Raw genomic sequence first — 26,547 nt, forward strand, 5'->3', positions numbered from 1 at the left:
CTATGTAGTCCATTAATTTTTTGAATTTAAATCTTCAGTTTCAGTGTGATCAGCATCTTCAATAGTAGTTTCTGGCATTCCATATAAGCCGTTCATTGCTTGTTCTTCGATATTAAGATTTGCAGTATTATCATTTTGAATAGGTGTAGCGTTTTCGGTAACAGTTTCTTTTTTATTTACATTTTTGTTATTCATGTAGGCATCCTCCGAATTTCATTTGATTTATTTATAGTATGTGGATCTATTTCTAGAAATATGTGAACGGATTTTTGCAGATGTTATATAATTAAATAAAAACTTGAGGATAAATTTAAATTGAAAGGAGTGAAAAATTGTGGTGAGAACAAGAAAGTTAGCCTTCTAAAATAAAATGAAATTTTAGGAGGCTATTAAAATGAGGTTTCATATAATTGACAGAGAAAATTGGAATAGAGAGCAGTATTTTGAACATTATTTAAAGTTGAAATGTACGTTTAGTGTGACTGTGAATGTTGATATTACGAGGTTATTAAAGGAATTACATCAAAAGGGAATAAAATTTTATCCCATTTTTATTTATTTAATTTCTAGAGTAATAAATAATCATAAAGAATTTCGAACATGTTTTAACGATGAAGGAGTTTTAGGCTATTGGGAGGAAATGATACCAAGTTATACAATCTTCCATAAAGATGATAAGTCTTTTTCAAGTATATGGACGGATTATTCTAGTGATTTCCACATTTTCTATAAAAATTACGAAGAAGATATGAGATGCTATACTAATGTACATGGTCTCTTCACGAAAGAGAATATTCCGCCAAATGTTTTTCCGATTTCTAGCATACCTTGGGCTAGTTTTACTGGATTTAATCTAAATATTAATAATGATGGTGATTTTCTATTACCGATTATAACTTGTGGGAAATATTTTAATGAAGAGAATAAGGTTATGCTACCAGTTTCATTGCAAGTGCATCATTCGGTTTGTGATGGATATCATGCGAGTCGATTTATAGAGGATTTACAGAAGTTAAGTAATAGTTGTAACGAGTGGCTTAAGTAATTTTTATTCTTTAATGAGAATAGGTTTTGTTATTTAATAGATAAAGTAGAAAATAAAAAAGAAGAGCATCTGTATATTTACAGGTGCTCTTCTTTTTTACATTTATACTATTTTCAAGTGGAAAATATAGGTATATTAGTGGTTTAATAGAAAAGAGATTATTATTTTAAAATTTCTCTATTTTTAAATAACTATATATGTTGCATAATTTATCGGTTTTAATAGAAGGGGGAAGTAGAATGAAATTTTTACTTATTGAAAAAGATGAAGTTTTAATCAATAATATGGGACAGTTATATTGTAAAGCATTTGAGAAAACTAATTTCAATGAAATGATTGAGCGAATTAAAAGACATATAGGATATCCAAATTTTAAAGGTATAGTAGCAATTAATGAGGAAAAAGAATTCGTTGGTTTTACTTATGGTTATCGCTCACTAGAAGGACAGTACTATAATCTATTAATGAGAGAAGCGTTACATCTGGAGCAAGTAAATCATTGGCTGCAAGACTGTTTTGAATTTGTAGAGTTAGCAGTGGACCCGAAATATCGAAATGAAGGACTTGGAACAAGATTACATAATGAATTATTAGAAGGGATTTCAAATAGAACGGGCATTTTAACAACACAAATAAACAATCAAAAGGCGCGTTCGTTATATGAAAGATTAGGTTGGGTGGATGTATTAGAGCCATTTCATCCAAGTAAAAATGATATTCCATATGTAATAATGGGCAAAAATTTAAAAATAAAAGTAAATGGATAACTATTTCGTTCACAAAAGTTATTGGTTTTTAGCAATGAAGGGGAAAATAAAATGGCGATAATTTGTATAGAAAAAGCGACAATTTTAGATGCTGAAAAGTTAACAAAAATAATGACAAGAACATTTGATGAAGAAACAAAACGATGGCTATGCGGTCAAGGGGATGTAATTGACTATAACATTCAACCAACAGGTTATTCTTCAGTTGAAATGATGAAATATTCGATTGAAGAATTGGATTGTTACAAAGTCATAATGGATGAAAAAATAATCGGAGGAATTATAGTTACGATTTCAGGTAAGTCATATGGCCGAATTGATCGTATTTTTGTAGATCCTGTTTATCAAGGAAAAGGAATAGGGTCACATGTTATTAAATTTATAGAAGCGGAATATCTGAACATAAGAATTTGGGATCTCGAAACATCTAGTAGGCAAATAAATAATCATCATTTTTATAAAAAAATGGGCTATGAAATAATTTTTAAATCGGAAGATGAGTATTGTTATGTAAAAAGAATCAATGTAGATTCAGCTGAAGAGAACCAAATAAAAAATAAAAATATGAAAAATAGTCAATACGAAAACTGTAATCTAGCAAATACAGAGTATTATCAAGTAAATGCAAAAAATAGTTCATTTGTTGGTAGCAGTATGGTGAATCTGAAGATGAGTAATTGTAATGTAAGTCAATCGAAGTTTAGAAATATAAATTTTAGAAGTTCTTCATATGCAGATTTAAATTTTTCAGGTAGTAAATTTAATTTTGTGACTTTAGGTGGAGTTCAATTTACAGATACAAGTCTAGGAGAAGATAAACATCCTATTTTGTTTAATAGATGTGATTTAGAAGGTAGTACGATAAGTAATAGTAATATGAAAAATATTGAAATAGAAAATTGTGATATATCCGGTATGAAAATAAATGGTATTCCAATTGAAAATCTACTTGAGTTATATAATAAAGTAAAAAGTTAACCTGTAATTTCGGTGTAGGTAAGGTGTTCGTAAATCGTATGCTATACTGAAATAATTATGTAAAAATAACACAAAGAAATACAGAAGAGAAGGGATTTCACCCAGGGTTCTAGAATGAAAATATGTATTGTTATGGATATGGAGGAGAGAAGATATGGGGATCAAAGTAAGAGCGGTAGAAATTCAAGATGCTAGAGCTATTCATCGTATATGTATACAAGATGATGTTTTACCTTATATGGTTTTCTTGCCTAGTATGCGTGTAGATGCAATGGAAAATAGAATTCGAAATTTAGCGCCAAATCAATTTGAATTTGTTGCAGAGTATGATGGGGAAGTTGTTGGATTTGTTGGGTTAACTCAAAGTCCAGGCCGTAGATCTCATTCGGGTGATTTATTTATAGGGGTAGATAGTGAATATCATAATAAGGGTATTGGGAAAGCACTTCTTACAAAAATGCTTGATTTAGCTGATAATTGGTTAATGTTAGAGCGAGTAGAGCTTGGTGTTTTAGAAACGAATCCGAAAGCGAAGTCACTATATGAAAAATTCGGATTTGTAGAAGAGGGAGTAAAGATAGGGAATTTGAAGGCTCACGGAAAGTTTATTAATGAAATAATGATGAGTCGTTTTAGACCTGATGGTTTAATCGTACATAACGAATAGTGAAAAGCATGACATTTTACTGTCATGCTTTTTTGTTAGTTGCGATTCGGCAGTTTTGGTTGCATTAAAAATAATGCTAAACCAATAAAAATAACTGTAATACCTAGTGCTTGTTGTAAAGAAATAGTCTCATTTAATATAAAGTACGCTAGTATACAAGTTCCAATCGTTTCTCCTAAAATACTCATAGAGATTACAGTAGCGCTCATCCATTTTAATAACCAATTGAATATTGTTTGACCTAAAATCGTTGCAATGAAAGCTAAGCCAATAAAGCACACCCAAGTTTGTGTAGAATAATGGATGAAAGCTTCGTTTTGCATGTAAGCAAATATACCAAGAAAACAGGCGCTACTTCCATAACTAATTACCGAATACGGTATAAGTGATAAATCTTTACGAACATGTTGGCTAATGAAAAAGTATGCGGTAATAATTCCAGCTGCAATAAACGCTAAAATGTCCCCGTACAAAGCTTCTCCGCTAATTTGTAAGTCTTGCCATCCAATGACGATACTTCCTGAAATGGCGATGAGGCAACCAATAACTGCTCCTTTCGTAAATCTCTCCTTAAATAAAAAATAACCACCAATCATTGAAAATAAAGGTTGCAACGTTACGATAACTGTAGAGCTTGCTACAGAAGTATATTGTAAGGATTCAAACCAAAGTACATAATGTGCGGACAAAAATAACCCAGATACGAATCCGAATCCCCATTGTCTCCTTGTTACTGTTTTTAGCTCACTTCGATTATTTTTATTAAATAGTAATAACGGTAATAGAATCAGTGCAGCAAAGAATAATCGATAAAAAGCAACGATAGCCGCAGGAGCGTCTGCTAATTTTACGAAAATTGCTGAAGTTGATAGGGCGAATACGCCGAAAAATAAGATGAAATATGAAAGAATAGGTGATTTCACAGTTTGTTCCTCCGATACAATGTTTATTATAATAAACTTAATGCGATATAATGTACAAAGGTAAGTATATAAGTCACTGAGACGATAGGAAAGGATTATTTGCCTTTGTTTACTATGTCAGCACAAAGACAGCGAAAGATGCAATATGATGGACGAAAGGAAGTTTTTACTATGATCCATGATAGACTCGGACAAACTGTATTAAGTTATCGTAAGAAAAATAATATGACAATTCGTGAATTTGCGGATTATGCAGGGATTAGCACGTCACTAATTAGTCAAATTGAAAGAGGACATGCGAATCCTTCTTTAAGTGTATTGGAATTAATTGCGAAAGCATTAAATGTACCATTATTTACACTTTTTATTAATGAAATCGATACAGATTCACTTATTTCTAAGAAAAAAGATCGAAAAAAAGTATATCGGGAAAACAATGATCACATTGTATATGATGTATTAACACCGGATTTTATGAAAGCTCGTATTGAAATGTTAATGATGGATTTAAATAAACAAGCAAAAACAACGGAAAGTCATTATTCACATGAAGAAAAGGAAGAGATTGCTGTTGTCATGAAAGGAGAAGTGTATGTGGAGTTAGAAGGAAAAGAATATTTTTTAGAAGAAGGCGATGTTGTACGTATTCCGCCAAATGTGAAACATCGCTTTTTGAATAAAAGTGATGAAACGAATCACATTTTATTTGTATTGACGCCATCTTTAGGATGAGTATAAAGTGATGGGGGATAAAAAGATGGAAAATAAAACTGTCTTAAAAGATGGCCTTTCAATTATTTCTCAATGCAAAAGACAAACAAATGATATTTGGCATGCGCATTTCGGAGCAGCTGCAATTGCTAGTTATTTTTTCATAAAAGATAACAATATGGAAGAAGGAATAACTCGTAATATGTATTCCCAAACAAAAAGGATGTTGAACAAGCAAAACTTAGGTGAAATGATTGAAGATAAAGAAGAAATTGATTTTCAAAGTGCTGAAAAAATAATTATAGAATCATTGGAACATACAATTGATGAACTTCATTGGGTGGGGCATAATGTCATTTATGCTGCATTAAGTTTATTAGCTATGAAAGAGTTACAAAAATGGGGCGATAATCAAGAGATTGAAGGGATTACTAACCTTATATTTTCGTTTCGTAAAACAATTCCTGGTAGATCGTGGATTGGTTTTACGACAAAGGAAGTAAAACGATTAAGTATAAAAGAAGAGATAGAAAGTGAATTAAGAAATCCGGAGCAATTATCTACGTTTATTTTAAAAGAGCTTTCGCAATTTAATATTATTTATAGGGCGGAAGCACACCATGATTTAATAGGTCATTTACTTACTTTTTCTCATGCAATTAATATTATGTACGACTTAGGTCATAGAGATATATTCCAACGAGGGATACGTCCGCTGTTAAAACTAGTATACGTGTTACGTGCTAGTCAAAACTTAACGTCAAATAGTGAAATAACTTTACACTCACCAATAGATTGTTTACCTTTAGTCGAATCTAAACGTGCTCATATATTACCAACAGAAAATCAATTTTGGCTAAAAGACTATGGTGCATTTGATTGGGATTTCGGACATATCTTTAAATTCTCATATAGTTACTTTGATCATATTAAGAGAGCTCCAAAATATAAAGATATAACATTAGAGAAATTCCGATTTATTATTCATACGTAATGAAGTCTGATGAATTGGAAAAAGGGCTAAATATTAAATTTCTTTGTTGATAGTATATTATTTTTATATTTGTAAGATTTTACATGCGTATTTTACTTTTACTAATTATGTAAATAGGCTATACTAAAATACATACATTTTAGTATTGGAGAGAGAAGTAAAACGACATGGAATTAGTGAAATTGGAAAAAGTCATTGAAATAAAGAAAGAAGAGCTTTTATATTTAGTATCGGATTACGGTATTCAACATGAAAAAGTATTGGCATTAAGTCAAGAAATAGACAAATTAATTAATTACTTTATGTTTTTAAAATAAAAAGAACTATGACATGATTTGAAAATGTTTTAGTTCTTTTTTATTTGGAAATTCAGATATAAATTCTATATACTGTTAATTAATAGAATATTCAATTTGAAAGGGGGAGACATGAATGATATTACATACGCACATTTCAGGTGAAGGAGAACCAATTGTGCTTTTACATTCTGGAGGTATGACAGGTTTAGTAGAATTCGAAGAGCAGGTAGCATTTTTTCAAGAAAAAAATTATCAAGTCATTCGTCCTGATTTAAGAGGGCATGGAAAGTCAGGGGGGACATTGGAGAATTATTTCTTACGTTCTGTAAAGGATGTACATGATACGTTAGTGCATTTACAAATTGATAGATGTCATATAGCTGGTGTTTCCTTAGGAGGATTAGTCGCTTTATTATTTGCAAAAAACTATCCAGATAGAGTAAGAACATTAAGTTTTTCAGGTATCTTTCCGGTTAAGAGAGAAAATTGGGAGGAGTCTCAGGAGTATGAAGCGAAGTGTCATCAGCAATTGATGGGAAATGAAGAAGTTGTAACTTATATGAATCAAATTCATGAAAAAAGTGATTGGAAAGCATTGCTGGAGTCGTGGCAAGTTAAAGATTGGTATCCATTTGATGAAACTGGTGAAGTAGCTAATCTTCAAGTACCTACACTGTGTATAGCTGGGGGAGATTCAGAAGATGAAGTTGCAGCTGCTACAACGTTCAAACAATTAAACGAAAATATACATATTGCTGTAATTCCGTTTGCTGGTCATTTAGTGCATAATGATCAACCGGAAATCTATTCAAATATATTGTCTAATTTCTTACAGAATGCACAAGCTGCTAGTCGAATATAAGGACTTTTGGGTATAATAATAAAGGAATTATTAATTGTATCGGTTAGGAGCGCAGCACATATGAAAACAGTTGTTGTTATCGGTGGAGGTATAACGGGACTTTCTACTATGTTTTATTTAGAAAAATTAAAAAAGGATTATAATGTTGATTTAAATTTAATCCTTGTAGAAAAAGAAAAGTATTTGGGCGGTAAAATCCATAGTGTAGAAGAAAAAGATTTTATTATGGAATCAGGAGCAGATTCTATCGTTGCTCGTAATGAACATGTTATGCCACTTGTAAAAGATTTAAATTTAGAAGAAGAAATGGTATATAATGAAACGGGTATTTCTTACATATATTCTGATAATACATTACATCCAATTCCTTCTGACACTATATTTGGGATACCGATGAGTGTCGAGTCATTGTTCAGCAGTACGCTAGTATCAACGAAAGGGAAAATTGTTGCTTTAAAAGATTTCATAACAAAAAATAAAGAGTTTACAAAAGATACTTCACTCGCTGTATTTTTAGAAAGCTTTTTAGGGAAAGAATTAGTGGAAAGACAAATTGCCCCAGTGCTTTCAGGTGTATATTCCGGTAAATTGAATGAACTTACTATGGCATCGACATTACCGTATTTACTGGATTATAAAAATAAATATGGAAGTATTATTAAAGGTTTTGAAGAGAATAAAAAACAGTTTCAATCAGCCGGAAACAAAAAGTTCGTATCATTTAAAGGTGGACTATCTACGGTTATTGATCGTTTAGAAGAAGTGCTGACTGAGACTGTTGTTAAGAAAGGTGCTGTAACGACAGCTGTAAGGAAACAAGGTGATCGCTATGAAATCGCCTTTGCGAATCATGAATCCATCCAAGCTGATTATGTTGTTGTAGCAGCTCCGCATAATATTGCAGAAACTTTATTACAGTCTAATGAGTTAAACGAGCAGTTTCATACATTTAAAAACTCATCTCTTATAAGTATTTACTTAGGGTTTGACATACTAGATGAACAATTACCGGCGGACGGCACAGGATTTATCGTAACGGAAAATAGTGATTTACATTGTGATGCTTGTACATGGACAAGCCGGAAGTGGAAACATACATCTGGAAAACAAAAGCTATTAGTAAGAATGTTTTATAAGAGTACCAATCCAGTATATGAAACGATTCAAAATTATAGTGAAGAAGAATTAGTACGAGTCGCTTTATATGATATTGAAAAGAGTCTCGGAATTAAAGGTGAACCAGAAGTAGTTGAAGTTACAAATTGGAAAGATTTAATGCCGAAATATCATTTAGAACATAATCAAGCGATTGAAACATTACAAGAAAAGATGTTGAATCTTTATCCTAATGTATACTTAGCTGGTGCTTCATATTACGGTGTCGGAATTGGTGCGTGTATTGGAAATGGAAAGAACACTGCAAATGAAATAATGGCAACATTGCATGAAACGTCAAATTAATAATACATATATAAATAAAATGTCCCTCCGTTATGCTGGAGGGACATTTTATTTATTTCACTTGAATTGAGATCTTTTTATTTGTTGTATTATTCTCAGTAATTGTTAAGGTTATCTTCCCGGATTCTTTAAATGAATATGATGAGAGTTGATAGAGTTCTTTTATATTATGTTGCTCTTTTAAATTATTGGCAGGAATTAATGTAATGTTCGGTTTCCATGTTTCCTGTTTACCGGAAGGATAGTTTACTATTATTTCTGGATTATTTAATTGCATTGGTTTCCAAGAGGCAAAATATAGTTCAACTTCTGTATCTTTTTTTAGTAATTCTTCTGAGAAATATCCAACTTCTCCAACATTCCCGAAAATAGTAAAGTTTTGATTTTGTAGTGTGATATCTAAATGTTTAGGTTGATATGTTGCTGCGTGATAGATTCCGTATGAAAGAGAAAGAGTGGCTGCAATTAAAATGCCGATTGAAAAAGTTTTAAAGCTATTGCCTTTAAAACTAGTCATCATAAATGAGTTTGGAGCGAACTTTTTTGCGAATAAAAAAATGAGTAATATGAGTAAGAGGGACAAGCCGATGAATATATACATAGAACATTTACACCTCCACAATAAAATATGAAATTAACTATATTTTACCATAAATGTATGGGGAAGGGTGTTGTTTTAGAAGGGAAAAGTGATTACGGAATTGAAACTATAAGATATATTATTACGAGCGGAGTGATGGAAATGAAAATGATACAATTAATTTTAAAACTAGAGAATAAAGAGATGATCATAGTACTTTGATCATCTCTTTATTTTTCTATTCAAGCAAAAGTAAGAAGGGTTACTCGTAGTTCGTATGGAATTAAGAGGATAAGCTTCTCTAGAAATATTTGATTAATGGGACATTGAGGACTTTCCTAATTATAAATACTTTTTCTGCTATAATGAATGTGTAGAAAGAAAGGAGTGATCCTGTGGCATTTCCTATATTAGAAACAGAACGTTTACGTTTAGTTGAAATAGAACAATCTTATTGTCAAAAAATATATGAAATTTTTTCATTGGATGAAGTAACATGTTATTACGGTATGAATTCTTTTACAGAGTTTGGACAAGCTTCACGAATGATTGAATCTTTTTCAAAAAATTACTTCGAGAAAAAGGCAATACGATGGGGGATTGTATTAAAAGAAACAAATACTTTAGTAGGTACAATAGGATTAAATAATTTACAGCTATGGAGTAAACGATCTGAAATTGGATATGACTTACATCCTCGTTATTGGGGGAAGGGTTATGCGTCAGAAGCGGCGCAAGAAATTATTCATTATGGATTTCAAGATTTAGGTTTATTTAGAATTGGAGCTATTACATATCCTAAAAATGTTACTTCTTGTAAAATGTTATCTAAAATAGGCTTTCATAAGGAAGGGTTATTACGTGGATACATTCATCAAGGAAATAAGCAACATGATGCACTATTGTATTCTATAGTTCGAACGGATGTAGAGAATACAAATTTATAATAAAAAACCCCTCTTATAAAGAGGGGTTAAGTAAAAATTAACCTAATTTAGGTAATAAACGTTCTCCGCTTTTCATGCTACTTTTACATAAAGGGCATTTAGGCTCTTCTTCAAATGAAAAGTTCTTTCTCATCCATCCTAAACAATCATCTGCTTCACATTCCCAAACAGGTGTTTGTTCTGGTGGTACTTCTGCTACATCGTTCTTTCGATTGCGATACATATAACCACTCCTTTTATGTAAAAAATTTTAGTTATATATTAAAAAGGTTGTTAACCGAGCTGGTAACAACCTTTTTATTGTTTGAATTATAGCTTTACAACGTTTTTAGCTTGAGGTCCACGGTTACCGTCTTCAACTTCGAAGCTAACTTCTTGACCTTCGTCAAGAGATTTGAAGCCGTCGCCAGTGATAGCTGAGAAGTGAACGAATACGTCGTTACCGCCTTCAACTTCGATGAAACCGAAACCTTTTTCGCTGTTAAACCATTTTACTTTACCTGTTAATGTCATGGTAATGCCTCCTAAAATTTAAAAAGATTACAATATGATCGGCCTTATTTGAATGAAAAATAAAAGTTCACATATTATCAAAAACCCATAAGGAGTACAAAATGTTCCAGATTGATACTTGATAATATGCAAAGAAAATATAGTGTTAAATTGACCTTAATTACTATCTTATAACAAATGGTGGGAAATAGCAAGTGCTGGTAATACCAGTGAATAATCTTGGTGATAATAGTAAAACGCACAAAGTCATCTCTTTTATTTATATATTATTCCAAATTGGGGTTTATGCTAAACATTGAACATTTTTATTGGAAATTTGTGTTAGGAAAACGATATATAGTATAAGAATAGTGTTGATGTATTTGTTAAGGAGGCGAGAATATTGCAATTTAAAATAATTGAAGCAGCCAAAGAAGGAAGAAAAAAAGTTCATCCAATATTCGCTGTTATACTTGCAATTGTATTTTTAACTTTAGGTGAATTGTTCATGTTATTTATGTTGTTTTTACCGAAAGCAGAAACACTTTTAATGAAGGCAATTTATAGCGATATTGAGATGGTATTGACGTTTGGCGGTGCTATATTTTTTGTTTTTTTATGGATTAGATTTGTAGAAAAAAGATCAATTGCATCTATTGGCTTTTGGAGAAATCAATGGATAAGAAAATATTTGAAAGGTGCATTAATAGGTTTTGTTTTCATTTCAATACCAGTCATGCTACTTTTATTAACAGGAAATGTACAACTACAAATGCAACAAATTACACCAACCGCTATATTTGGAATTGTGGGGTCTTTAGTTGCTTTTTTAATACAAGGTGCAACAGAAGAAATCGTTGTTCGAGGTTGGTTATTTCCAGTCCTTTCTGTTAGAAGCCGTATTTGGATTGGGATTTTTGTAACTTCTTTTTTATTTGGTTTTCTTCATTTACTAAATCCAGGTATTACAATTCTTTCAATTTCGAATATAATATTAGTTGGTGTATTTGCAGCTTTTTATGTTTTGAAGGACAGTAGTCTTTGGGGGATATGCGCGTGGCATTCGTTGTGGAATTGGGCACAGTTTAATATTTATGGTTTTGCAGTAAGTGGAATGACGATGTATTCTACACCACTTTTTAAACCTGTAACAAGCGGATCGGAATTCCTTCATGGAGGGTCGTTCGGAATTGAGGGGAGTATCATAACAACAATCATGCTTTCCATCGCTTCAATTGTTTTAGGGAGACAGTTATGGGGGAAAAAAGCGAAGCAAAGAGATGTAAGTTAATGAAAGTGGGAGAAACAATGGGGATTATAGCGTTTGAGGGAGCGAGCGCGGTTGGTAAAAGCAGCACGTGTCGTGAGTTAGAAAGAAATCATGGTGCTTATATTATACCTGAAGTGAATTTTTTATTTGAAAGACCAAAAAATGAGCATACAACCTGGTATTTTGAAAAACAAGTAGAGCGCTGGAAAATAGCTGTGCAGAAGTCAAAGCAGTATGAATTAGTAATACTTGATGGTGATATTTATCAGCCACTTAGTTATAATTGGTGTTTCCATTTTGATGTATTTAATCAGCCGTTATCTTTAATAGAAAACTTTTATAAAGAAAAGCTGATACATAGGGAAATTGGTTTTCCTGATCAATATTTTTATTTATATACGAATGATGAAGAACTTAGAAAACGGAAAGAATCTGACGAGACAAAAAGAAGAAGGAACTTTGAAAAACATTTACAAATATCAAAATCGTTTCAACGTTATTATGAAAATTTAAATGCGGTTACAGACGGGTATTGCAAAATGGTTGATGCGAAAAGTGTAAAATCGAATAAATTAACAATTGTGAAAACTTTAAACAATTTAAATGTGTCTGAAGAGAGCCGTTTTGATATTTCGAGGTTAGATGCGGTTACGAAGTGGTTAAAAGAACAACGTGCATAAAAACAACGAGTGCCTTATAAGGTGCTCGTTGTTTTTTTATGTATTATAAATTGATTTTAAAATTTGTAAGTTTGCTTCTTCATTTTTCTTAATGGCATTTGTGTATTTAGCTAGAAAGAGTTGAGAAGGATAAACCAGTAGTTCACCGCAAATATCAATACCATAGACATTTTTATCTCTAATAAGAGCGTGAATATATTTTAAAAGTGTATAGAGTTTCATAGGTCCTTGATCCCAATTTGTAATAGTTACTTTTGAATCTAAAACATCTTTATCAACGCTTACATATATAGTGTTTGTATGAATATGCGAAAGTATTGTATGAGTAGATACTTCATTTGACGTATCTATAGGGAACACCTCTACGCATGAATAATCATTAAAATGTATTGTTAAAGAAGAAGGTCCAATCATAATTACTTTCTTTAATTTGGGGTTATTTTGAAGAGCGAATGATACCCATGACCCGCAAGAAATAGGAGTATGTTCATTTGCTTCTTTTAAGTTCATGTCAGTGTGATGATCAAATAAAATAAGGGTAAATGGCTCAGCTATTTCTTTTAGTAGTAAATAAGATACAAAATGATAATTTCCAGAACCGATAAAAGTGATTCCTTTTTGCTTTCTACCGTTGTATTCGCATTAAAGAAGGAGTCTCGCAATACAGATTTGAGTGCTCTAAATGACTAAAATCAATATCTTCATGTGAATAAGAATGAAGTTTATTTTGTAATGAATATGTATCATCAAAGTTTAAAAAAGTTAAACCACTATACAATAAACTCATATTTATGCATCTCCTTTATATGTACGCTAGCATATATTTTTATAAATTTAAAATGAAATGCTTAGAGGTAGATTTGTATTAAAAAAAGATGAGGTATTTTAACAGAATAATCTTTCAATTAGTGTTGGAAAGAAATATAATATAAGGAAATATATATGTGTTTCAGGAAATAGAAAATACGAAATGGGATATGCGGGAGGAAACAAGCAAGATGAAAACACTATTTAAAATAATAGGTATAATAGCTGGTATGGCGGTAATTGGAGTAGGTGTAACATATGGTATGCTGTATTATCTGAATAATAGTAAACCAGCTGCGAAAAAGGCATCACCAGCTGCTCCAGCAGCAGAGGTACTAGCTGATAGTAATGTAAAAGCTGAAGATGCAAAGCTTTTAGAAAATGGCAATCATTCATTACCAAATAGCGGCTTTAATAAAAATTTCAAGTGGACAGATGAGAACATACAGACAGCTTTACATGAAATGGCACATCAAAAAACGAAAGCTGATCAAAAGTGGGGTTATATTTTTATCACACAAGAACGTATTGAAAGTTTACTTGATATTGTAAAGAGTAATGATCTAGTACAAGGAAATACATATGCAGACATTTTAGAGAGATGGAAACAAGGGAAATATGAAAAGATGGACGCGGATCACAATAAGATTTGGAAATTACAAAGCGGGAATTTAGGCGAAGGGAAAGGAGTACTGTCAGAAGCGGAACAAAAAGAATTAATCAATCAATTGTTTATGCAAAAAGGTACGTATTCAGGCAGTAAATTAATTGCAGGTGGGGGACAGAATAATAAATAAGATAATATTGGAGGAGAGTAATTGCTTTTTAGGCAATTACTCTTTTTTTGTGCACTTTTTAGTTTTTCTCTAGTAAGGAAAGAAACGATTGTAAAACGGGTGAAATCCATCTAGATTTATGATAGATTACATGGCTTTGAATAACTGCTGGCGTTTCGATGGGCTGAAAACAGAGTTGCTCTTTTTCACAACTTTCTTGTACAACGATGTAAGGAAGAATTGAAATTCCTAATTCACACATCACAGATTGTTTAATGACTTCAACGTTGGAAGTTTCAAATGTTTTAGCTGGAATATTCCCGCTTTGACGTAAAAAATGATCTACCATGGGTCTATAGCCACAGCTTTGCTCTGTAAAGATAAACTGGGTATCCTTTAATAAACAAAATGGATTAGAGTGCGTAGAGTATTGGGGAGGCAAAATCCATCCAAATGATTCATTACAAAAAGTACGCGTAATAAAATCATTATGTTCCATACTTTCTCTAATTATGAAAATAACATCTGTTTCTCCTTCACGTAGCTTATTCATTGCATGTTCGTTTGTATTTGTTTCCAGTACGATATTTACTTTCGGATTTTCCTGTTTGTAAGTACGTAATAATTGTGGTAATCGATACACTGCTAATGATTCGTTATTTGAAAAACTTCTTTTAGAAGAACCGAAAAGAGAGCAGTTATTTCCTTTATTTGAAGAAGTGTTTGGGATTACAATTCAAACATTGAATGATTTTTCGGAGAGAGGTTATTGGGATGATACATACAAAGCTTTATCATTTTTACATGACGATAAAGCGATTGCAAATGTTGCGGCATTTTCGTTACCATTGCTAGTAAATGGTGAAAGAATAAATGCAGCGGGAATTCAATCGGTAATGACACATCCTAATTTTCGTAGAGAAGGACTCATGACACTATTAATGAGTAAAATGATAGAAGAAATCGATAAGAAATGTGAATGTACTTTATTGTTTACGGAAAAACCTGAACTATATGCATCATTTGGGTTTAAAGTTGTGCAGGAGTATTTGATGACTATTACATATGATAAAAAGAAGAATAATGATTCCTTACTTAGAAAGTTAGATTATTTTATGGAAGAGGATAGAAAGTTAATACATGAAACTATTGATAGTAGTCAAAGACTTTCAAATAATTTTTCAACATTAAACTTCCATCCTTCGTTTTATTTGAATATGTATGACTCAGAATGGAATGAGAAATTGTATTATTCAGAGAAACTAGATGCTCTAATTGTGTATGAAGTAGATAATGAAAAGTTGAAATTATATGGAGTGTTTGCACCAGTAATTCCAGTTTTAGATGAAATTTGCGAGGGAATTTCTGAAAGATTTACAGAAATCGAATTTTATTTCTCTCCAGATCAATTAGGGATTGAGGATGTACAGTTTACAGAATTACAGTCTAGTAAGTATTTAATGGTGCGAAGTAATAAAGAGTTAGATTTTAAAGGTTATAAATTCCCAGTATTAACAGAGTTCTAATTGTTTATATAGATATTTTTGATGGGGAGTATATAAGTATAAATACTGTTTAAATAGGTTTATATATGTGAAGTCCACCTGAAAAAATGAATTTGAGAATAAATTTTGCAGTGTAACTTATATAGATGAAAACCGTATTCTTTCAATTTGAGAATACGGTTTTTCTAATTGCGTAATATAAAGCACATTTATTGACCGAGAAGTCATTAATGCGTATCATTTAATAATGTTAAATATTAATTTACATAATATAATAGGAATAAGAAAGAAATTACAAAATACATCGCTTAAATAAGGAGGGATATGAATTATTCAGTGGTAATTTCATGGGAAAAGGAGATTATGTATGAAATCATTTCGTAAGTTATTACAGTATTTAAAACCATACATGTTCTTCGCTATAATTGGACCTCTATTTATGGTGCTTGAGGTTGCGATGGACTTAATTCAACCGACTATTATGCAACATATTATTGATGTTGGGATAGCAAATCGGGATTTGAATTATGTAATAAAAATGGGGCTTCTTATGATAGGAGCAGCAGCACTCGGTTTAGTTGGAGGACTTGGGTGTATGATGTATTCTACAAAAGCAGCTGTTAATTTCGCTACTGACATACGAAAAGATGTGTTTGCGAAAATAGAAACATTTTCTAGCGAAAATCGTGATTCGTTCGGAACTGGAAAGTTATTAACGATTGTGACAAATGATATTACTTCTATTCAAGCAGCGATGACGATGACGATGACATTACGTGTTCTTGTTCGTGGTCCTTTGTTATTTATCGGAAGTATAATAATTGTTTTTGTAACAGCACGCGAGTTATTTCCTATATTACTCGTAGTTGTTCCAATTTTATTACTTGCAATTATATTCATTGCAAGTAAAGCGAGCGGGACGTTCAAAAAAGTGCAAGAAGCATTAGATAAAGTGAATACAAAGTTACAAGAAAATTTATCTGGAGTACGTGTTATTAAAGCGTATGTAAGACAAAAATATGAAATCACTCAGTTTGGAAAAGTGAATACAAATTTAACGAAGATAAATATTCGAGCGGTGCAGCTTATTTCTATAATGATGCCAATCATTATGTTAGTTGTAAGCGGCGGGATTGTCGCAACATTATGGATTGGTGGAGAAAAAGTATTTGATGGAACTCTTCAAGTAGGAGCTATTTTAGCGTTTATAAACTATTTGAATATTATTTTAATGTCACTTATGTCTATAAGTATGGTATTTATGCAAATCGCACGAGCGTTTCCATCTGCGGATCGTGTGCAGCAAGTTTTAAATACTGAGGTTGATATTACGACCGAAACAAATGCGGTTGCACCTCAGCAAATCGAGGGACAAATTGCCTTTAAAAGTGTGAGTTATAGTTACACGAAAAATAATGAATATGTTTTAAAAGATATTTCATTTAACATATGTAAAGGTGAAAAAGTAGGGATTATCGGTTCTACAGGAAGTGGTAAATCTACTTTAGCAAAACTTTTACCGCGTTTATACGATGTTGATCAAGGAGAAATATGCATTGATGGAATAAATGTTAAGACGTATGACTTACAAAAACTTCGTGCTTCCATCGGGTTTGTACCTCAAAAGGCATTGTTGTTTTCAGGTAGTATAGAAGAGAACTTACGTTATGGTAAAGAAGATGCATCGAATGACGAACTTGAAGTAGCGGCTTCATCAGCTTGTGCGACTGAATTTATTAACAAGCTGGAAGATTCATATCAATATCATTTAACACAGGGTGCGACGAATTTATCAGGTGGACAAAAACAACGTGTATCCATTGCAAGAGCACTTGTGAGAAAGCCATCCATTCTTATATTAGATGATTCTACATCAGCAGTTGATGCGAAATCAGAATCTAACATTCAAGCGGCATTAAGAACAGAATATAAAGGAACAACAACATTATTAATCGCCTCTAAAATCTCATCTATAATAGATGCTGATAAAATTCTCGTTTTAGATAACGGTGAATTAGTTGGTGATGGTACACATGAAGAATTGTTAGAACAATGTGAGGTATATCAAGAAATTTATCTTTCCCAAGGTGGTAATTTACATAAAAAAGGTGGGGAAGAACATGCGTAATTTTCAAGGGCAATTTGCTAATAAAGGTGGGCGTAACGCGCCTAAGATGGGTAAAGCTAAAAATACGAAAGGAACTGTAATGAGAGTATGGAACTATATGGGGTACCAAAAGGCTGCTCTTACGTTCGTTATATTTTTAGTATTTGTTACGACGTTACTTGGATTATTAGGTCCGTATTTAATGGGAGTAATTATAGATCAATATATCGTACCGAAAGATTTAAGCGGTACGGCGAGAATGTGTTTGTTACTTATCGCAATTTACGGTGTAACAGTATTGTTAACATGGTTACAAACATTTGTCATGGTTAACGTTGCATTAAAAACAATACAAAAAATACGACAAGATATTTTTGAGAAAATCCAAACACTTTCTTTACGGTTCTTTGATGTACGCTCGCAAGGGGATTTAATGAGTCGTGTGACAAATGATATAGATAATTTGAATCAAGCGTTGACACAAAGTGTGGTGCAAATTATTTCATCTGCATTAACATTTATAGGTGTGACGATTGCGATGTTCGCATTAGATTGGATATTAGCGATTGTTACTTTAATTACAGTGCCTATTATGTTTTTCGTTACAAAAAAACTAGTTGCTTATAGTGGTAAAAACTTTGCAAAGCGTCAAAAAGATTTAGGAGAGTTAAATGGTTTTATCGAGGAAGCTATAACAGGAGCAGATGTTACAACGTTATACGGGAAAGAAAAAGAAACTGTACAAAATTTCAATAAAATTAATGAACAACTAAGAATTTCAGCTACGAAGGCAGATACATTTTCAGCTTTTATTTTTCCGAGTATGAACTTTATTAATAATTTAGGTATGGGACTTGTAATTGGGACTGGATCAATTATGGTTTTAAATGGAATGACAACAGTAGGTGTCATTGCGGCTTTTATTAATTATTCCCGTCAATTCTCAAGACCACTCAGTCAATTCGCAACTTTAATGAACACGATTCAAGCGGCAGTTGCTGGTGGAGAACGTGTCTTTGAAATTATGGATGAAGTACCGGAAATTCAAAATAAAAAAGATGCGTTCGTTGTACAAAATTTACAAGGGCATGTTGCACTTGAGAATGTTTCATTTGGGTATGAGGAAAATAAAACGATTTTAAAAGAAGTAAGTCTAAAGGCGCAGCCAGGGGAGACAATTGCTTTGGTTGGTCCCACTGGATCGGGTAAAACAACAATTATTAATTTGCTAACTCGCTTTTACGATATACAGCAAGGGAAAATTCATATCGATGGAAAAAGTATAAAAGATTATGATATGAATTCGTTGCGAAGTAAAATAGGGGTAGTTTTACAAGACACGTATTTATTTGCTGGGACGATTATGGATAACATCCGTTATGGTCGACTAGATGCAAGTGACGAAGAGGTAATCAATGCAGCTAAGGCAGCATCTGCACATTCTTTTATAAAGCATTTACCGAATCAATATGAAACAAAAATTGCTTCAGAAGGATCGAATTTAAGTCAAGGTCAAAAACAACTTCTTGCGATTGCAAGAGCAATTTTAGCGGATGCAGATATATTAATTCTCGATGAAGCAACATCAAATATTGATACGAGAACAGAATTACAAATTCAAGAAGGACTAAACAATTTAATGAGAGGTCGAACAAGTTTCGTAATCGCTCATCGACTGAAAACGATTGAAAAAGCAGATCAAATCCTTGTTATAAAAGATGGAAGTATTTTTGAAAGAGGGAATCACGAATCTCTTATGGAAGATAGAGGGTTTTACTTTGATCTGTATACGAGTCAGTTTAAAATTTAATACAACCTTTAATATGGTGCGGTTTCTCTAGAACGGAGAAACCGCATTTTTATGTTTGTAAACATTATTATCCAAATAGTTGTTCACTAAATGTTTTAACTGCGTATTCTTGTATCCAAGGTAAAACATGCGTAAGCTTATGAAAACACCTTTATGCCTCAATCGTTCACTTGTAATTTTAGGGTGTAAAATTGTTCCGAAAAAATTGTTGCATGAGTATGATGTGAATTATGAAATTGATTTTTTTAACAATTGAGACTAATCGTTTGGGAATTGAAGTTTCTGTATTTAATAGTAAAATAATTGAATTTTGATTATATAACGGAAGTGGAACAAATAGAACGAATGAAGATAACCTTAATGAGTATTTCATGTTACATTTATATGTTTTAATAACTTGATAAATAATACAATTTGAATTTTATTAAAAAATACACTGTTTCCAGTGTCCCAACTTACTACGAGAGTTTTATGAGGAAACTTAAATAGGTGAATTTAAGTTTCTCTATAATATATGAAACTACAATTAGAAAATCACTTGTTTTTTAAAGGAGTTAATGGGTAATTGTACGTGCTAAAATCTTTATTAAAAATATCCTGTACTAATTGGATAGTTTCATGATTATAAAAACTATCGTATGTTGGGAGGCGTGGGAATAAAGGATCGGTAATATCAGCATCTGCAAAATCACCTCTAAAAATCGCCCTATCCTTCTGATGATGCCATGATTTGGTTAGTATGTGTAAAGGAGAAGTTTTTAACTGATATGTTTGTTCTAAGCGTACAATTTCAGTAGAGAAATTTTCAAGGTAGATATACTTTGTAACAAACGCCTCCTCATCTGGTTCATATTGCTGCATTAAATGTGGATCTACTTGTTCTAAATCGTTCATTTGCGCTTGTAAATAGTAGAGAAAGATTTTAAATGAAATAGGCTTATTACAAAATTCATTACCATAATAAAAACTCCGAATAGGATTCCATGCTGGGTTTTCTATGTGAGGAGGGGCAATTAGTGAAAAGAATGAACTTACAGCTCTTGTATAGGGGTTTCTCACTAATTTATAGGAATCTTTTCCGTTTGTATATAAAGCCGCAGCTAGTTCAATAAAGTAGTCGGAGGAGTTTTTGTATATTTCATTTTCGTAATTATGGATGAAGGAATCGTATTTTATGGCTTGTTTAAATAAATTTATTTGATAAAAAACCAATGTGCAAGTGAAGTACAGCCACTTTTCTGACTCCAAAATAAAATCAAAGGGAAGTTAGAGTTAAAGTGCGGAACGCGTCCGTATTTAATAATATTTGCAAAATACATAGTTAGCCTCCATTCAGTTATGTCAATTATTTTTAATTTATGAATAAACAACTCGGCATATGAACAAGAGAAGAGGAGTAGAATAGATAATTTAATAACAATAAAACTTTGAAATAAAAGCGTTATTTTATAGAGATATGAAAAAAGCACACAAAAAATGTGTACTCATAACAATCTAAATTATTTTAAGGACCATGATTAAAAGAAAAAGTATGTAATTACAGCGATAAATTTTGGGGATATGTAAATATAGTGAATTTATTCATGTAAATACAACTCAACAAAATAATAATTTTTTCATAAACAAAAAGGCGGTTGTTTCCGCAACCACCTTTTTATAAAACAAAGCACTTTTTCAAAAATAAAATATGAATGATTTCTGAAAAGGTTATAGGATTTAATCATATTTTCACAACTCAAGTGACGAGCTTAATTTTTAAGAAAGGAATGACTATATTATATGAAAGCTTGTCTAACAGGGTTACAAATAAAAAACAGCTAGCAAAAGCTAACTGCTCTCTAAATGGAATGAAGTGTGTATTTATATTATGGTCTAGCTGCCCATATTTCTATTTTAATTTCTGGTAATCTTAATTCTGAAATATATCCAATTGTCATTGCTGGGTATTCAGTATTAAATAATTGTTTCCATTCAAAATCCATGTGTTCCCAATCAATTTTTTCTGTTGCCCATATATTCACTTTTATAATGTTCGCAGCAGTTAATTCTTCAGTTCCTAAGACTTTGCTTATATTTTTTAAAGTGCTATTGATTTGTTCATTCATACCTTCTGGGAATTGGCCGTCCTGATTTATCCTGATCTGTCCTGATGACACAAGTAACTCTGCATTTCTAGGGATTTTAGTAATATGTGTATAGTTTCCTACTGGTTCTGGCATATTTATTGGGTTTTGTCTGACGGTTATTCCGTTTCTCATATATTTCACCTCATCATAAAAAATAAATGCGGGTTCTCTAGGAAGGAGAAACCGCATTTTTATATTTATAAAGATAATTAGAAATATAGACTTGAAATTTTTTAGATATGCGAATTGTTAGCAAAAACTAGCAGCTTCAGTGCCAGATGGAAGAATTAATTTACGTGGAATTGTAATAATCTCAAGAGCCATCTGTGCTGAATAGAGAAGTATTGGAGTCAATTCTAAAGCGTGAGTTAATAATAATATAAAGCTCGTTAAAATAGCAAAGCTTCCCCAAAAGAAACTTTTTGAAGTGTTGCGGAAATCTTTTATTAAGGAAAAGAAAGAAAAAGATGTTGTAACAATGAGTATCAAAAATTTATATTTATCAGCCATTAAACCCCTCCTAAAGAACAGTAACTTATATTATAATGCATTTTTCTGTATTATAATAAAAAGATTTTGAAATGAATAGTTTAAATGTGTAAAAACCGCAACTTTAAAATAGAGTAGCGTCTAAATTTTATTTGCTGGAGATGTACAGGATATTTGACCGGACAATAAGACGAGCTTTGAATATAGTAGTAAAAAAGGGATGTGGAACAATGGCTAGGTATAGTTTACATGCAGGGCACAATAGTATTGTACAGGGTGCAAATTATGGGAATCGGAAAGAACACATTATGGATCGCCAAGTTAAGGATGCAGTTGTTGCTAAATTAAGAGCATTGGGGCATACAGTTTATGATGATACCGATGAAGTAGGGACAACGCAAGCACAAAATTTAAATAATATTGTATCAAAAACAAACTCACATGATGTAGATTTAGTAGTTTCATTTCACTTAAACTCATATGATACGAAAGCGAATGGTGTTGAAGTTTTGTACTATGACCAACAAGCTTTATCAGCTAAGATAGCGGCACAACTTTCAAAAGATATTGGCTGGTCAAATCGTGGTGCGAAGGAACGAAAAGACCTTTATGTGTTATCGAATACGAAAGCACCCGCAATTTTAATTGAACTTGGATTTATTGATAATGAAGCAGATATGGCAAAATGGAATCCAGATAAGATTGCTAATTCAATTGTTTATGCATTAACTGGGCAATCTGGTGGGACAACTCCACCAGCCCAAAAAAATATCATTCAATCAGGGGCTTTTTCGCCGTATGAAACACCTGATGTAATGGGAGCGTTAACGTCACTAAAAATGACAGCTAACTTCATTTTACAATCTGATGGTCTAACATATTTTATCTCTGAACCAACTTCAGCTGCGCAACTTAAAGGAATGACGGATTATCTTGATCGTAAAGGCTGGTGGTATGAAGTTAAGTAAAGGTTTTAGTTTAATAGAACAGAATATTTTTTGAAAAATAGAACGTAAAAAGAGGATTACTTATTATGTGTGATCCTCTTTTTATAATATTATCTCGTATGAGTATAATTAGATATAGGAGACTCTCGCTTTAAAACTTTATAAGTGCTACATGTTAGTGGGAGGTTTATTAAGAATAGCAGCTATATTTATAAAACATACTTTTAAAAAGAATTTAAATTTAATTGACTACAATTGAAATAGCGCTAAAAATTAATAAAACGGCCATAATGAAGTTGAATGATTTAGTATGCTTTAATAAAAGTTTTTGGAACATGGAACCAAATAAACTCCAACTGAATGTACTCATTAACCCGACTACTCCTAGAAATAATGAGAAAAATAGAAAACTCGAATACGAATTATAGTAAGGGAGAATAAAAGTTGACACTACAGTAAGCCCGAAGAGAATCCCTTTAGGGTTAACAAATTGAATAAAAATCCCGACTGTAAATAAGTTTTTATTATGTTTTTCATCTGGATCTGTACTAGTTTTACTAGTGAGTATTTTAAATGCTAAATATAGCATGTATGCTACACCTAAAATTTTTAAAGGGAATTCGATTATAGGTAGGATATTAATTAGTACAATATTAAAGAAGCTACATAATGAAGTGAGGATGAAAAAACCGAAAGCTACTCCAAAGCAAAATTGCATACTCCTTTTTAAACCGTGTTGATTGGCATATGTCATAGCTAAAAAATTGTTAGGTCCGGGTGTGAAGCTACTTATAAAAACAAATAATAAAAAAGAAAATATAGGCATTTCAAAACCCCCTAATTATTTATTTTGTGTGTTATAATGACCGAAAAGAACAATATAACGTGTACTTTTTATTATACATAATGGTCGTTATATTGTATATAGTGTAGGGGTGTTTCTTATGGAAGAAATTCAACTTATTTTAGCAAAAAATTTAAAAACAATACGTGAAAAAGAGAAAATGAGTTTAGAAAAGGTCTCTCAATTAACAGGTGTCAGTAAAACGATGATTGGACAAATTGAAAGAGGAGAGTCAAGTCCAACATTAACAACGATATGGAAAATTGCTAATGGTTTGAAAGTGTCTTTTACTTCTTTAATCAATAATCCGCAACCGGATACAAAAATTGTGTTACGAAATGATGTTCAAGTATTATCAGAAGACAGTGGGAAATATAAAGTGTATCCTTCTTTTCCTTTTCAAGATGATAGGAACTTTGAAATCTATACCGTTGAAATTGAAACAGAAGGAAAATTAAGTTCAGAAGGTCATAAAGAAGGGACAGAAGAATTTATAACGGTGTTTGAAGGGGAATTGACGATTGAAATAAATGATTGTCAATATAAATTAAATAGCGGAGATTCAATTCGCTTTAAGGCAGATAGACAGCACTCTTATCATAATTTTGGAAGTACGCTAACTCGGTTAAGTATGACCATTTATTATCCAGCTACATAAACTTATTATGGCATCAAGAATATAAAGCAGTGTGTGTTGATAAACCATCAATAAGAGATGGTTTTATTTTTAAAATTTATAAAAAAAAGACACTCGTTTGAGTGTCGACACAGTATTGCTCTCGCGTATAGGATTGGAGTATATTTCTCAAATACGTTTTGAGATGGTTCGCATTTGAGAAACTGTCTTCTTATTCAATGTAACATCTGTAGGGAGAAGTGTAAATTGATAATGTATATACGGAAAATTTAGTATAGATAATTTCTACTGTCAATATAGTACAAAGTGTTTTTTATTGCATTATTATTATCGTGAGGTTATTGAAATATTCGCTTTAGGACTGACAGAATAGTTACTATTTTAGAATTTCAGAATGATTATTATAAAAAGAACGAATCATTTTTTAATCGATTCGTATAATTGTTAAAGAGGCACCTGTTGAACCGCCTCCAACTAAATTAACTATGGATAATACGCCGAATAGTTGAAGTGAAATTGTATTACCGGTAATTAAATTGGTTATTAAATTATTATTATAATTTGAAGTTGATATTGCGGGTGAAAAAATAGATCCGGGAAGTGGAGTTGAAGAGTTTAATAGTAGCCTTGTACCAGCAAGTAGTGCAGTTGTCGTATTAACTTGATAGGTTAAATAATATCTCCCAGTAACAGGAATTGTAAATATATCATTTGAAGCGTTCACTGTAAAATTACCTAGACTTTGATTATTAGAAAGTGGAATATTAGTTCCACCTAATATGACTGAAATGGGACCACCTAACGTATTATTAGCGAACATTGAGTTTGTTGTGATAATAGGCCCAGTAATACCCGTAGATCCAGTAGTGCCTGTAGGTCCAGTAATACCCGTAGATCCAGTAATGCCTGTAGGTCCAGTAATACCTGTGGATCCAGTAATACCTGTGGATCCAGTAACGCCTGTAGGTCCAGCAATGCCTGTAGGTCCAGTAATGCCTGTAGGTCCAGTAATACCTGTGGATCCAGTAACGCCTGTGGGTCCAGTAACACCTGTAGGTCCGGTATTACCTGTGGGCCCAGTAGGACCTGTAAGTCTGTATGGAAGAATAATTTCAAGAGCCATTGATAATAGTTCTTTTTTTATTTCTTTATTCTTATCCTGAATATAAATCACCTCATTTTTAAATTAGAACGTAACCGATTTAGTATTTTGAAATGGAACTATCATTTTATTATATTAATACTACTAGTGATAGCAACGGTAAAAAGTTTATTATATGTAAAAGTCATTTTAATATGAAAAAGTTATAGAATTTTTCTAAAATGATAGATGTTATATTTTGTTAATAAGTAAACGGAAATGTGGAATGAGGTATTAAATTGAACCGCAATGACAAATTATCGTTGAATAAAGGTATGATAAGATCTGAAAATATTGGACCTACCTTTCCAGCTCTTCCGCCAATTTATATTCCAACGGGAGCAACAGGTCCAACGGGAGCAACAGGTCCAACGGGAATAACAGGTCCAACGGGAATAACAGGTCCAACGGGAGTAACAGGAACAACAGGAGTCACAGGAACAACAGGAGTAACAGGAACAACAGGAGCAACAGGAGTAACAGGTCCGACGGGAGTCACAGGAACAACAGGAGTAACAGGAGTAACAGGAACAACAGGAACAACAGGAACAACAGGAGCAACAGGAACAACAGGAACAACAGGAGTAACAGGTCCGACAGGAGCAACAGGAGCAACAGGAGCAACAGGAGCAACAGGAGCAACAGGAGCAACAGGAGCAACAGGAGCAACAGGAGCAACAGG

Annotated in this window: 27 protein-coding genes and 4 pseudogenes; 19 read left to right on the top strand and 12 right to left on the bottom strand. The window is 32.2% G+C overall.

Going from position 1 to position 26,547, the window contains the following annotated elements; translation table 11 throughout:
- Window positions 1–12: 12 nt before the first annotated feature.
- A complete protein-coding gene (locus PDL00_RS09525; protein ID WP_063261091.1) occupies window positions 13–195 on the bottom strand; it encodes a DUF4021 domain-containing protein in 183 nt (60 codons plus the stop codon).
- Between the two features lie 199 nt (window positions 196–394).
- Between PDL00_RS09525 and catA the strand changes: the two genes are divergently transcribed.
- From catA to PDL00_RS09545, 4 genes are all read left to right on the top strand, one after another.
- Window positions 395–1,045 carry a type A chloramphenicol O-acetyltransferase gene (catA, locus tag PDL00_RS09530; RefSeq protein WP_270728770.1) on the top strand — a complete coding sequence of 217 codons (651 nt, stop codon included), beginning with the start codon at window positions 395–397 and terminating at the stop codon, window positions 1,043–1,045.
- A gap of 239 nt (window positions 1,046–1,284) precedes the next feature.
- Window positions 1,285–1,812 (top strand): GNAT family N-acetyltransferase, encoded by a 528-nt coding sequence (locus PDL00_RS09535; protein ID WP_270728771.1) that lies wholly within the window; start codon window positions 1,285–1,287, stop codon window positions 1,810–1,812.
- 51 nt (window positions 1,813–1,863) lie between these two features.
- On the top strand, window positions 1,864–2,790 hold the full coding sequence (locus PDL00_RS09540) for a GNAT family N-acetyltransferase (RefSeq protein WP_270728772.1): 927 nt from the start codon (window positions 1,864–1,866) through the stop codon (window positions 2,788–2,790).
- A gap of 154 nt (window positions 2,791–2,944) precedes the next feature.
- Window positions 2,945–3,457, top strand: coding sequence for a GNAT family N-acetyltransferase (locus tag PDL00_RS09545; protein WP_242253750.1), 513 nt, complete (start codon window positions 2,945–2,947; stop codon window positions 3,455–3,457).
- Window positions 3,458–3,492: 35 nt separating this feature from the next.
- Here PDL00_RS09545 and PDL00_RS09550 read toward each other — a convergent pair whose 3' ends face one another.
- A complete protein-coding gene (locus PDL00_RS09550) occupies window positions 3,493–4,380 on the bottom strand; it encodes a DMT family transporter (RefSeq protein WP_270728774.1) in 888 nt (295 codons plus the stop codon).
- Between the two features lie 171 nt (window positions 4,381–4,551).
- On the opposite strand from PDL00_RS09550, the gene PDL00_RS09555 reads away from it, so the two are divergent.
- The 5 genes from PDL00_RS09555 to PDL00_RS09575 all read left to right on the top strand — a co-directional run bounded on the left by PDL00_RS09555 (window position 4,552) and on the right by PDL00_RS09575 (window position 8,707).
- Window positions 4,552–5,112 carry a helix-turn-helix domain-containing protein gene (locus tag PDL00_RS09555; RefSeq protein WP_242253741.1) on the top strand — a complete coding sequence of 187 codons (561 nt, stop codon included), beginning with the start codon at window positions 4,552–4,554 and terminating at the stop codon, window positions 5,110–5,112.
- 25 nt (window positions 5,113–5,137) lie between these two features.
- Entirely contained in the window at window positions 5,138–6,085 is a 948-nt protein-coding gene (locus tag PDL00_RS09560) for a hypothetical protein (protein WP_270728776.1), read from the top strand.
- A 167-nt stretch (window positions 6,086–6,252) separates the two neighbouring features.
- Window positions 6,253–6,402 (top strand): aspartyl-phosphate phosphatase Spo0E family protein, encoded by a 150-nt coding sequence (locus tag PDL00_RS09565; protein WP_000424361.1) that lies wholly within the window; start codon window positions 6,253–6,255, stop codon window positions 6,400–6,402.
- Window positions 6,403–6,517: 115 nt separating this feature from the next.
- Window positions 6,518–7,246: an alpha/beta fold hydrolase gene (locus PDL00_RS09570; protein WP_270728777.1), complete on the top strand. Its 729-nt coding sequence runs from the start codon at window positions 6,518–6,520 to the stop codon at window positions 7,244–7,246.
- 60 nt (window positions 7,247–7,306) lie between these two features.
- Complete coding sequence (locus PDL00_RS09575) at window positions 7,307–8,707, top strand: protoporphyrinogen oxidase (protein WP_270728778.1); 1,401 nt, start codon at window positions 7,307–7,309, stop codon at window positions 8,705–8,707.
- 52 nt (window positions 8,708–8,759) lie between these two features.
- Here PDL00_RS09575 and PDL00_RS09580 read toward each other — a convergent pair whose 3' ends face one another.
- On the bottom strand, window positions 8,760–9,308 hold the full coding sequence (locus tag PDL00_RS09580; RefSeq protein WP_270728779.1) for a hypothetical protein: 549 nt from the start codon (window positions 9,306–9,308) through the stop codon (window positions 8,760–8,762).
- A gap of 374 nt (window positions 9,309–9,682) precedes the next feature.
- Between PDL00_RS09580 and PDL00_RS09585 the strand changes: the two genes are divergently transcribed.
- The gene (locus PDL00_RS09585) at window positions 9,683–10,234 is read left to right on the top strand and encodes a GNAT family N-acetyltransferase (protein ID WP_270728780.1); all 552 of its coding nucleotides are present in this window, start codon (window positions 9,683–9,685) and stop codon (window positions 10,232–10,234) included.
- Between the two features lie 37 nt (window positions 10,235–10,271).
- Here the strand turns inward: PDL00_RS09585 and PDL00_RS09590 are convergent, their stop codons facing one another.
- On the bottom strand, window positions 10,272–10,457 hold the full coding sequence (locus tag PDL00_RS09590) for a cold-shock protein (RefSeq protein ID WP_061679056.1): 186 nt from the start codon (window positions 10,455–10,457) through the stop codon (window positions 10,272–10,274).
- 86 nt (window positions 10,458–10,543) lie between these two features.
- Window positions 10,544–10,747 carry a cold-shock protein CspD gene (gene cspD, locus PDL00_RS09595; protein ID WP_000176368.1) on the bottom strand — a complete coding sequence of 68 codons (204 nt, stop codon included), beginning with the start codon at window positions 10,745–10,747 and terminating at the stop codon, window positions 10,544–10,546.
- A gap of 382 nt (window positions 10,748–11,129) precedes the next feature.
- On the opposite strand from cspD, the gene PDL00_RS09600 reads away from it, so the two are divergent.
- Window positions 11,130–12,017 (top strand): CPBP family intramembrane glutamic endopeptidase, encoded by an 888-nt coding sequence (locus PDL00_RS09600; RefSeq protein ID WP_270728781.1) that lies wholly within the window; start codon window positions 11,130–11,132, stop codon window positions 12,015–12,017.
- 17 nt (window positions 12,018–12,034) lie between these two features.
- Entirely contained in the window at window positions 12,035–12,676 is a 642-nt protein-coding gene (locus tag PDL00_RS09605; protein ID WP_242252949.1) for an AAA family ATPase, read from the top strand.
- A 36-nt stretch (window positions 12,677–12,712) separates the two neighbouring features.
- On the opposite strand, the pseudogene PDL00_RS09610 reads toward PDL00_RS09605, so the two are convergent.
- Window positions 12,713–13,463, bottom strand: a pseudogene (locus PDL00_RS09610) (arginase family protein).
- A gap of 211 nt (window positions 13,464–13,674) precedes the next feature.
- On the opposite strand from PDL00_RS09610, the gene PDL00_RS09615 reads away from it, so the two are divergent.
- Entirely contained in the window at window positions 13,675–14,280 is a 606-nt protein-coding gene (locus PDL00_RS09615) for a PRK06770 family protein (RefSeq protein ID WP_073518292.1), read from the top strand.
- Window positions 14,281–14,338: 58 nt separating this feature from the next.
- Here the strand turns inward: PDL00_RS09615 and PDL00_RS09620 are convergent.
- Window positions 14,339–14,929, bottom strand: a pseudogene (locus tag PDL00_RS09620) (LysR family transcriptional regulator substrate-binding protein); the annotation flags it as partial.
- Here PDL00_RS09620 and PDL00_RS09625 point away from each other — a divergent pair.
- From PDL00_RS09625 to PDL00_RS09635, 3 genes and pseudogenes are all read left to right on the top strand, one after another.
- A pseudogene (locus tag PDL00_RS09625) lies at window positions 14,919–15,785 on the top strand (GNAT family N-acetyltransferase); the annotation flags it as partial. The pseudogenes PDL00_RS09620 and PDL00_RS09625 sit on opposite strands and share 11 nt — an antisense overlap.
- Before the next feature lie 346 nt (window positions 15,786–16,131).
- Window positions 16,132–17,892, top strand: a complete 1,761-nt coding sequence (locus PDL00_RS09630) for an ABC transporter ATP-binding protein (RefSeq protein ID WP_270728782.1) — start codon at window positions 16,132–16,134, stop codon at window positions 17,890–17,892.
- Window positions 17,885–19,681, top strand: coding sequence for an ABC transporter ATP-binding protein (locus PDL00_RS09635; RefSeq protein WP_270728783.1), 1,797 nt, complete (start codon window positions 17,885–17,887; stop codon window positions 19,679–19,681). The genes PDL00_RS09630 and PDL00_RS09635 overlap by 8 nt, the downstream gene beginning before the upstream one ends.
- Before the next feature lie 534 nt (window positions 19,682–20,215).
- Here the strand turns inward: PDL00_RS09635 and PDL00_RS09640 are convergent.
- The 3 genes and pseudogenes from PDL00_RS09640 to PDL00_RS09650 form a co-directional block, all read right to left on the bottom strand.
- A pseudogene (locus tag PDL00_RS09640) lies at window positions 20,216–21,000 on the bottom strand (sulfotransferase family 2 domain-containing protein).
- A 546-nt stretch (window positions 21,001–21,546) separates the two neighbouring features.
- Complete coding sequence (locus tag PDL00_RS09645) at window positions 21,547–21,939, bottom strand: RidA family protein (protein ID WP_242252911.1); 393 nt, start codon at window positions 21,937–21,939, stop codon at window positions 21,547–21,549.
- A gap of 117 nt (window positions 21,940–22,056) precedes the next feature.
- On the bottom strand, window positions 22,057–22,317 hold the full coding sequence (locus PDL00_RS09650) for a hypothetical protein (protein ID WP_270728784.1): 261 nt from the start codon (window positions 22,315–22,317) through the stop codon (window positions 22,057–22,059).
- Window positions 22,318–22,526: 209 nt separating this feature from the next.
- On the opposite strand from PDL00_RS09650, the gene PDL00_RS09655 reads away from it, so the two are divergent.
- Complete coding sequence (locus tag PDL00_RS09655) at window positions 22,527–23,264, top strand: N-acetylmuramoyl-L-alanine amidase (RefSeq protein WP_242252907.1); 738 nt, start codon at window positions 22,527–22,529, stop codon at window positions 23,262–23,264.
- Between the two features lie 220 nt (window positions 23,265–23,484).
- Here PDL00_RS09655 and PDL00_RS09660 read toward each other — a convergent pair whose 3' ends face one another.
- A complete protein-coding gene (locus PDL00_RS09660) occupies window positions 23,485–24,069 on the bottom strand; it encodes a LysE family transporter (RefSeq protein ID WP_242252898.1) in 585 nt (194 codons plus the stop codon).
- 118 nt (window positions 24,070–24,187) lie between these two features.
- On the opposite strand from PDL00_RS09660, the gene PDL00_RS09665 reads away from it, so the two are divergent.
- Window positions 24,188–24,745, top strand: a complete 558-nt coding sequence (locus PDL00_RS09665) for a helix-turn-helix domain-containing protein (protein WP_270728787.1) — start codon at window positions 24,188–24,190, stop codon at window positions 24,743–24,745.
- A 403-nt stretch (window positions 24,746–25,148) separates the two neighbouring features.
- On the opposite strand, the gene PDL00_RS09670 is transcribed toward PDL00_RS09665, so the two are convergent.
- Window positions 25,149–25,898 carry a BclA C-terminal domain-containing protein gene (locus PDL00_RS09670; protein ID WP_270728788.1) on the bottom strand — a complete coding sequence of 250 codons (750 nt, stop codon included), beginning with the start codon at window positions 25,896–25,898 and terminating at the stop codon, window positions 25,149–25,151.
- 206 nt (window positions 25,899–26,104) lie between these two features.
- Here PDL00_RS09670 and PDL00_RS09675 point away from each other — a divergent pair.
- A partial coding sequence (locus PDL00_RS09675; RefSeq protein WP_270728790.1) for an exosporium leader peptide-containing protein occupies window positions 26,105–26,547 on the top strand: 443 nt, incomplete at its 3' end.

Origin of the sequence: Bacillus cereus group sp. TH152-1LC, assembly GCF_027710505.1 — a bacterium.
GTDB classification, from domain to species: Bacteria; Bacillota; Bacilli; order Bacillales; family Bacillaceae_G; genus Bacillus_A; species Bacillus_A mobilis.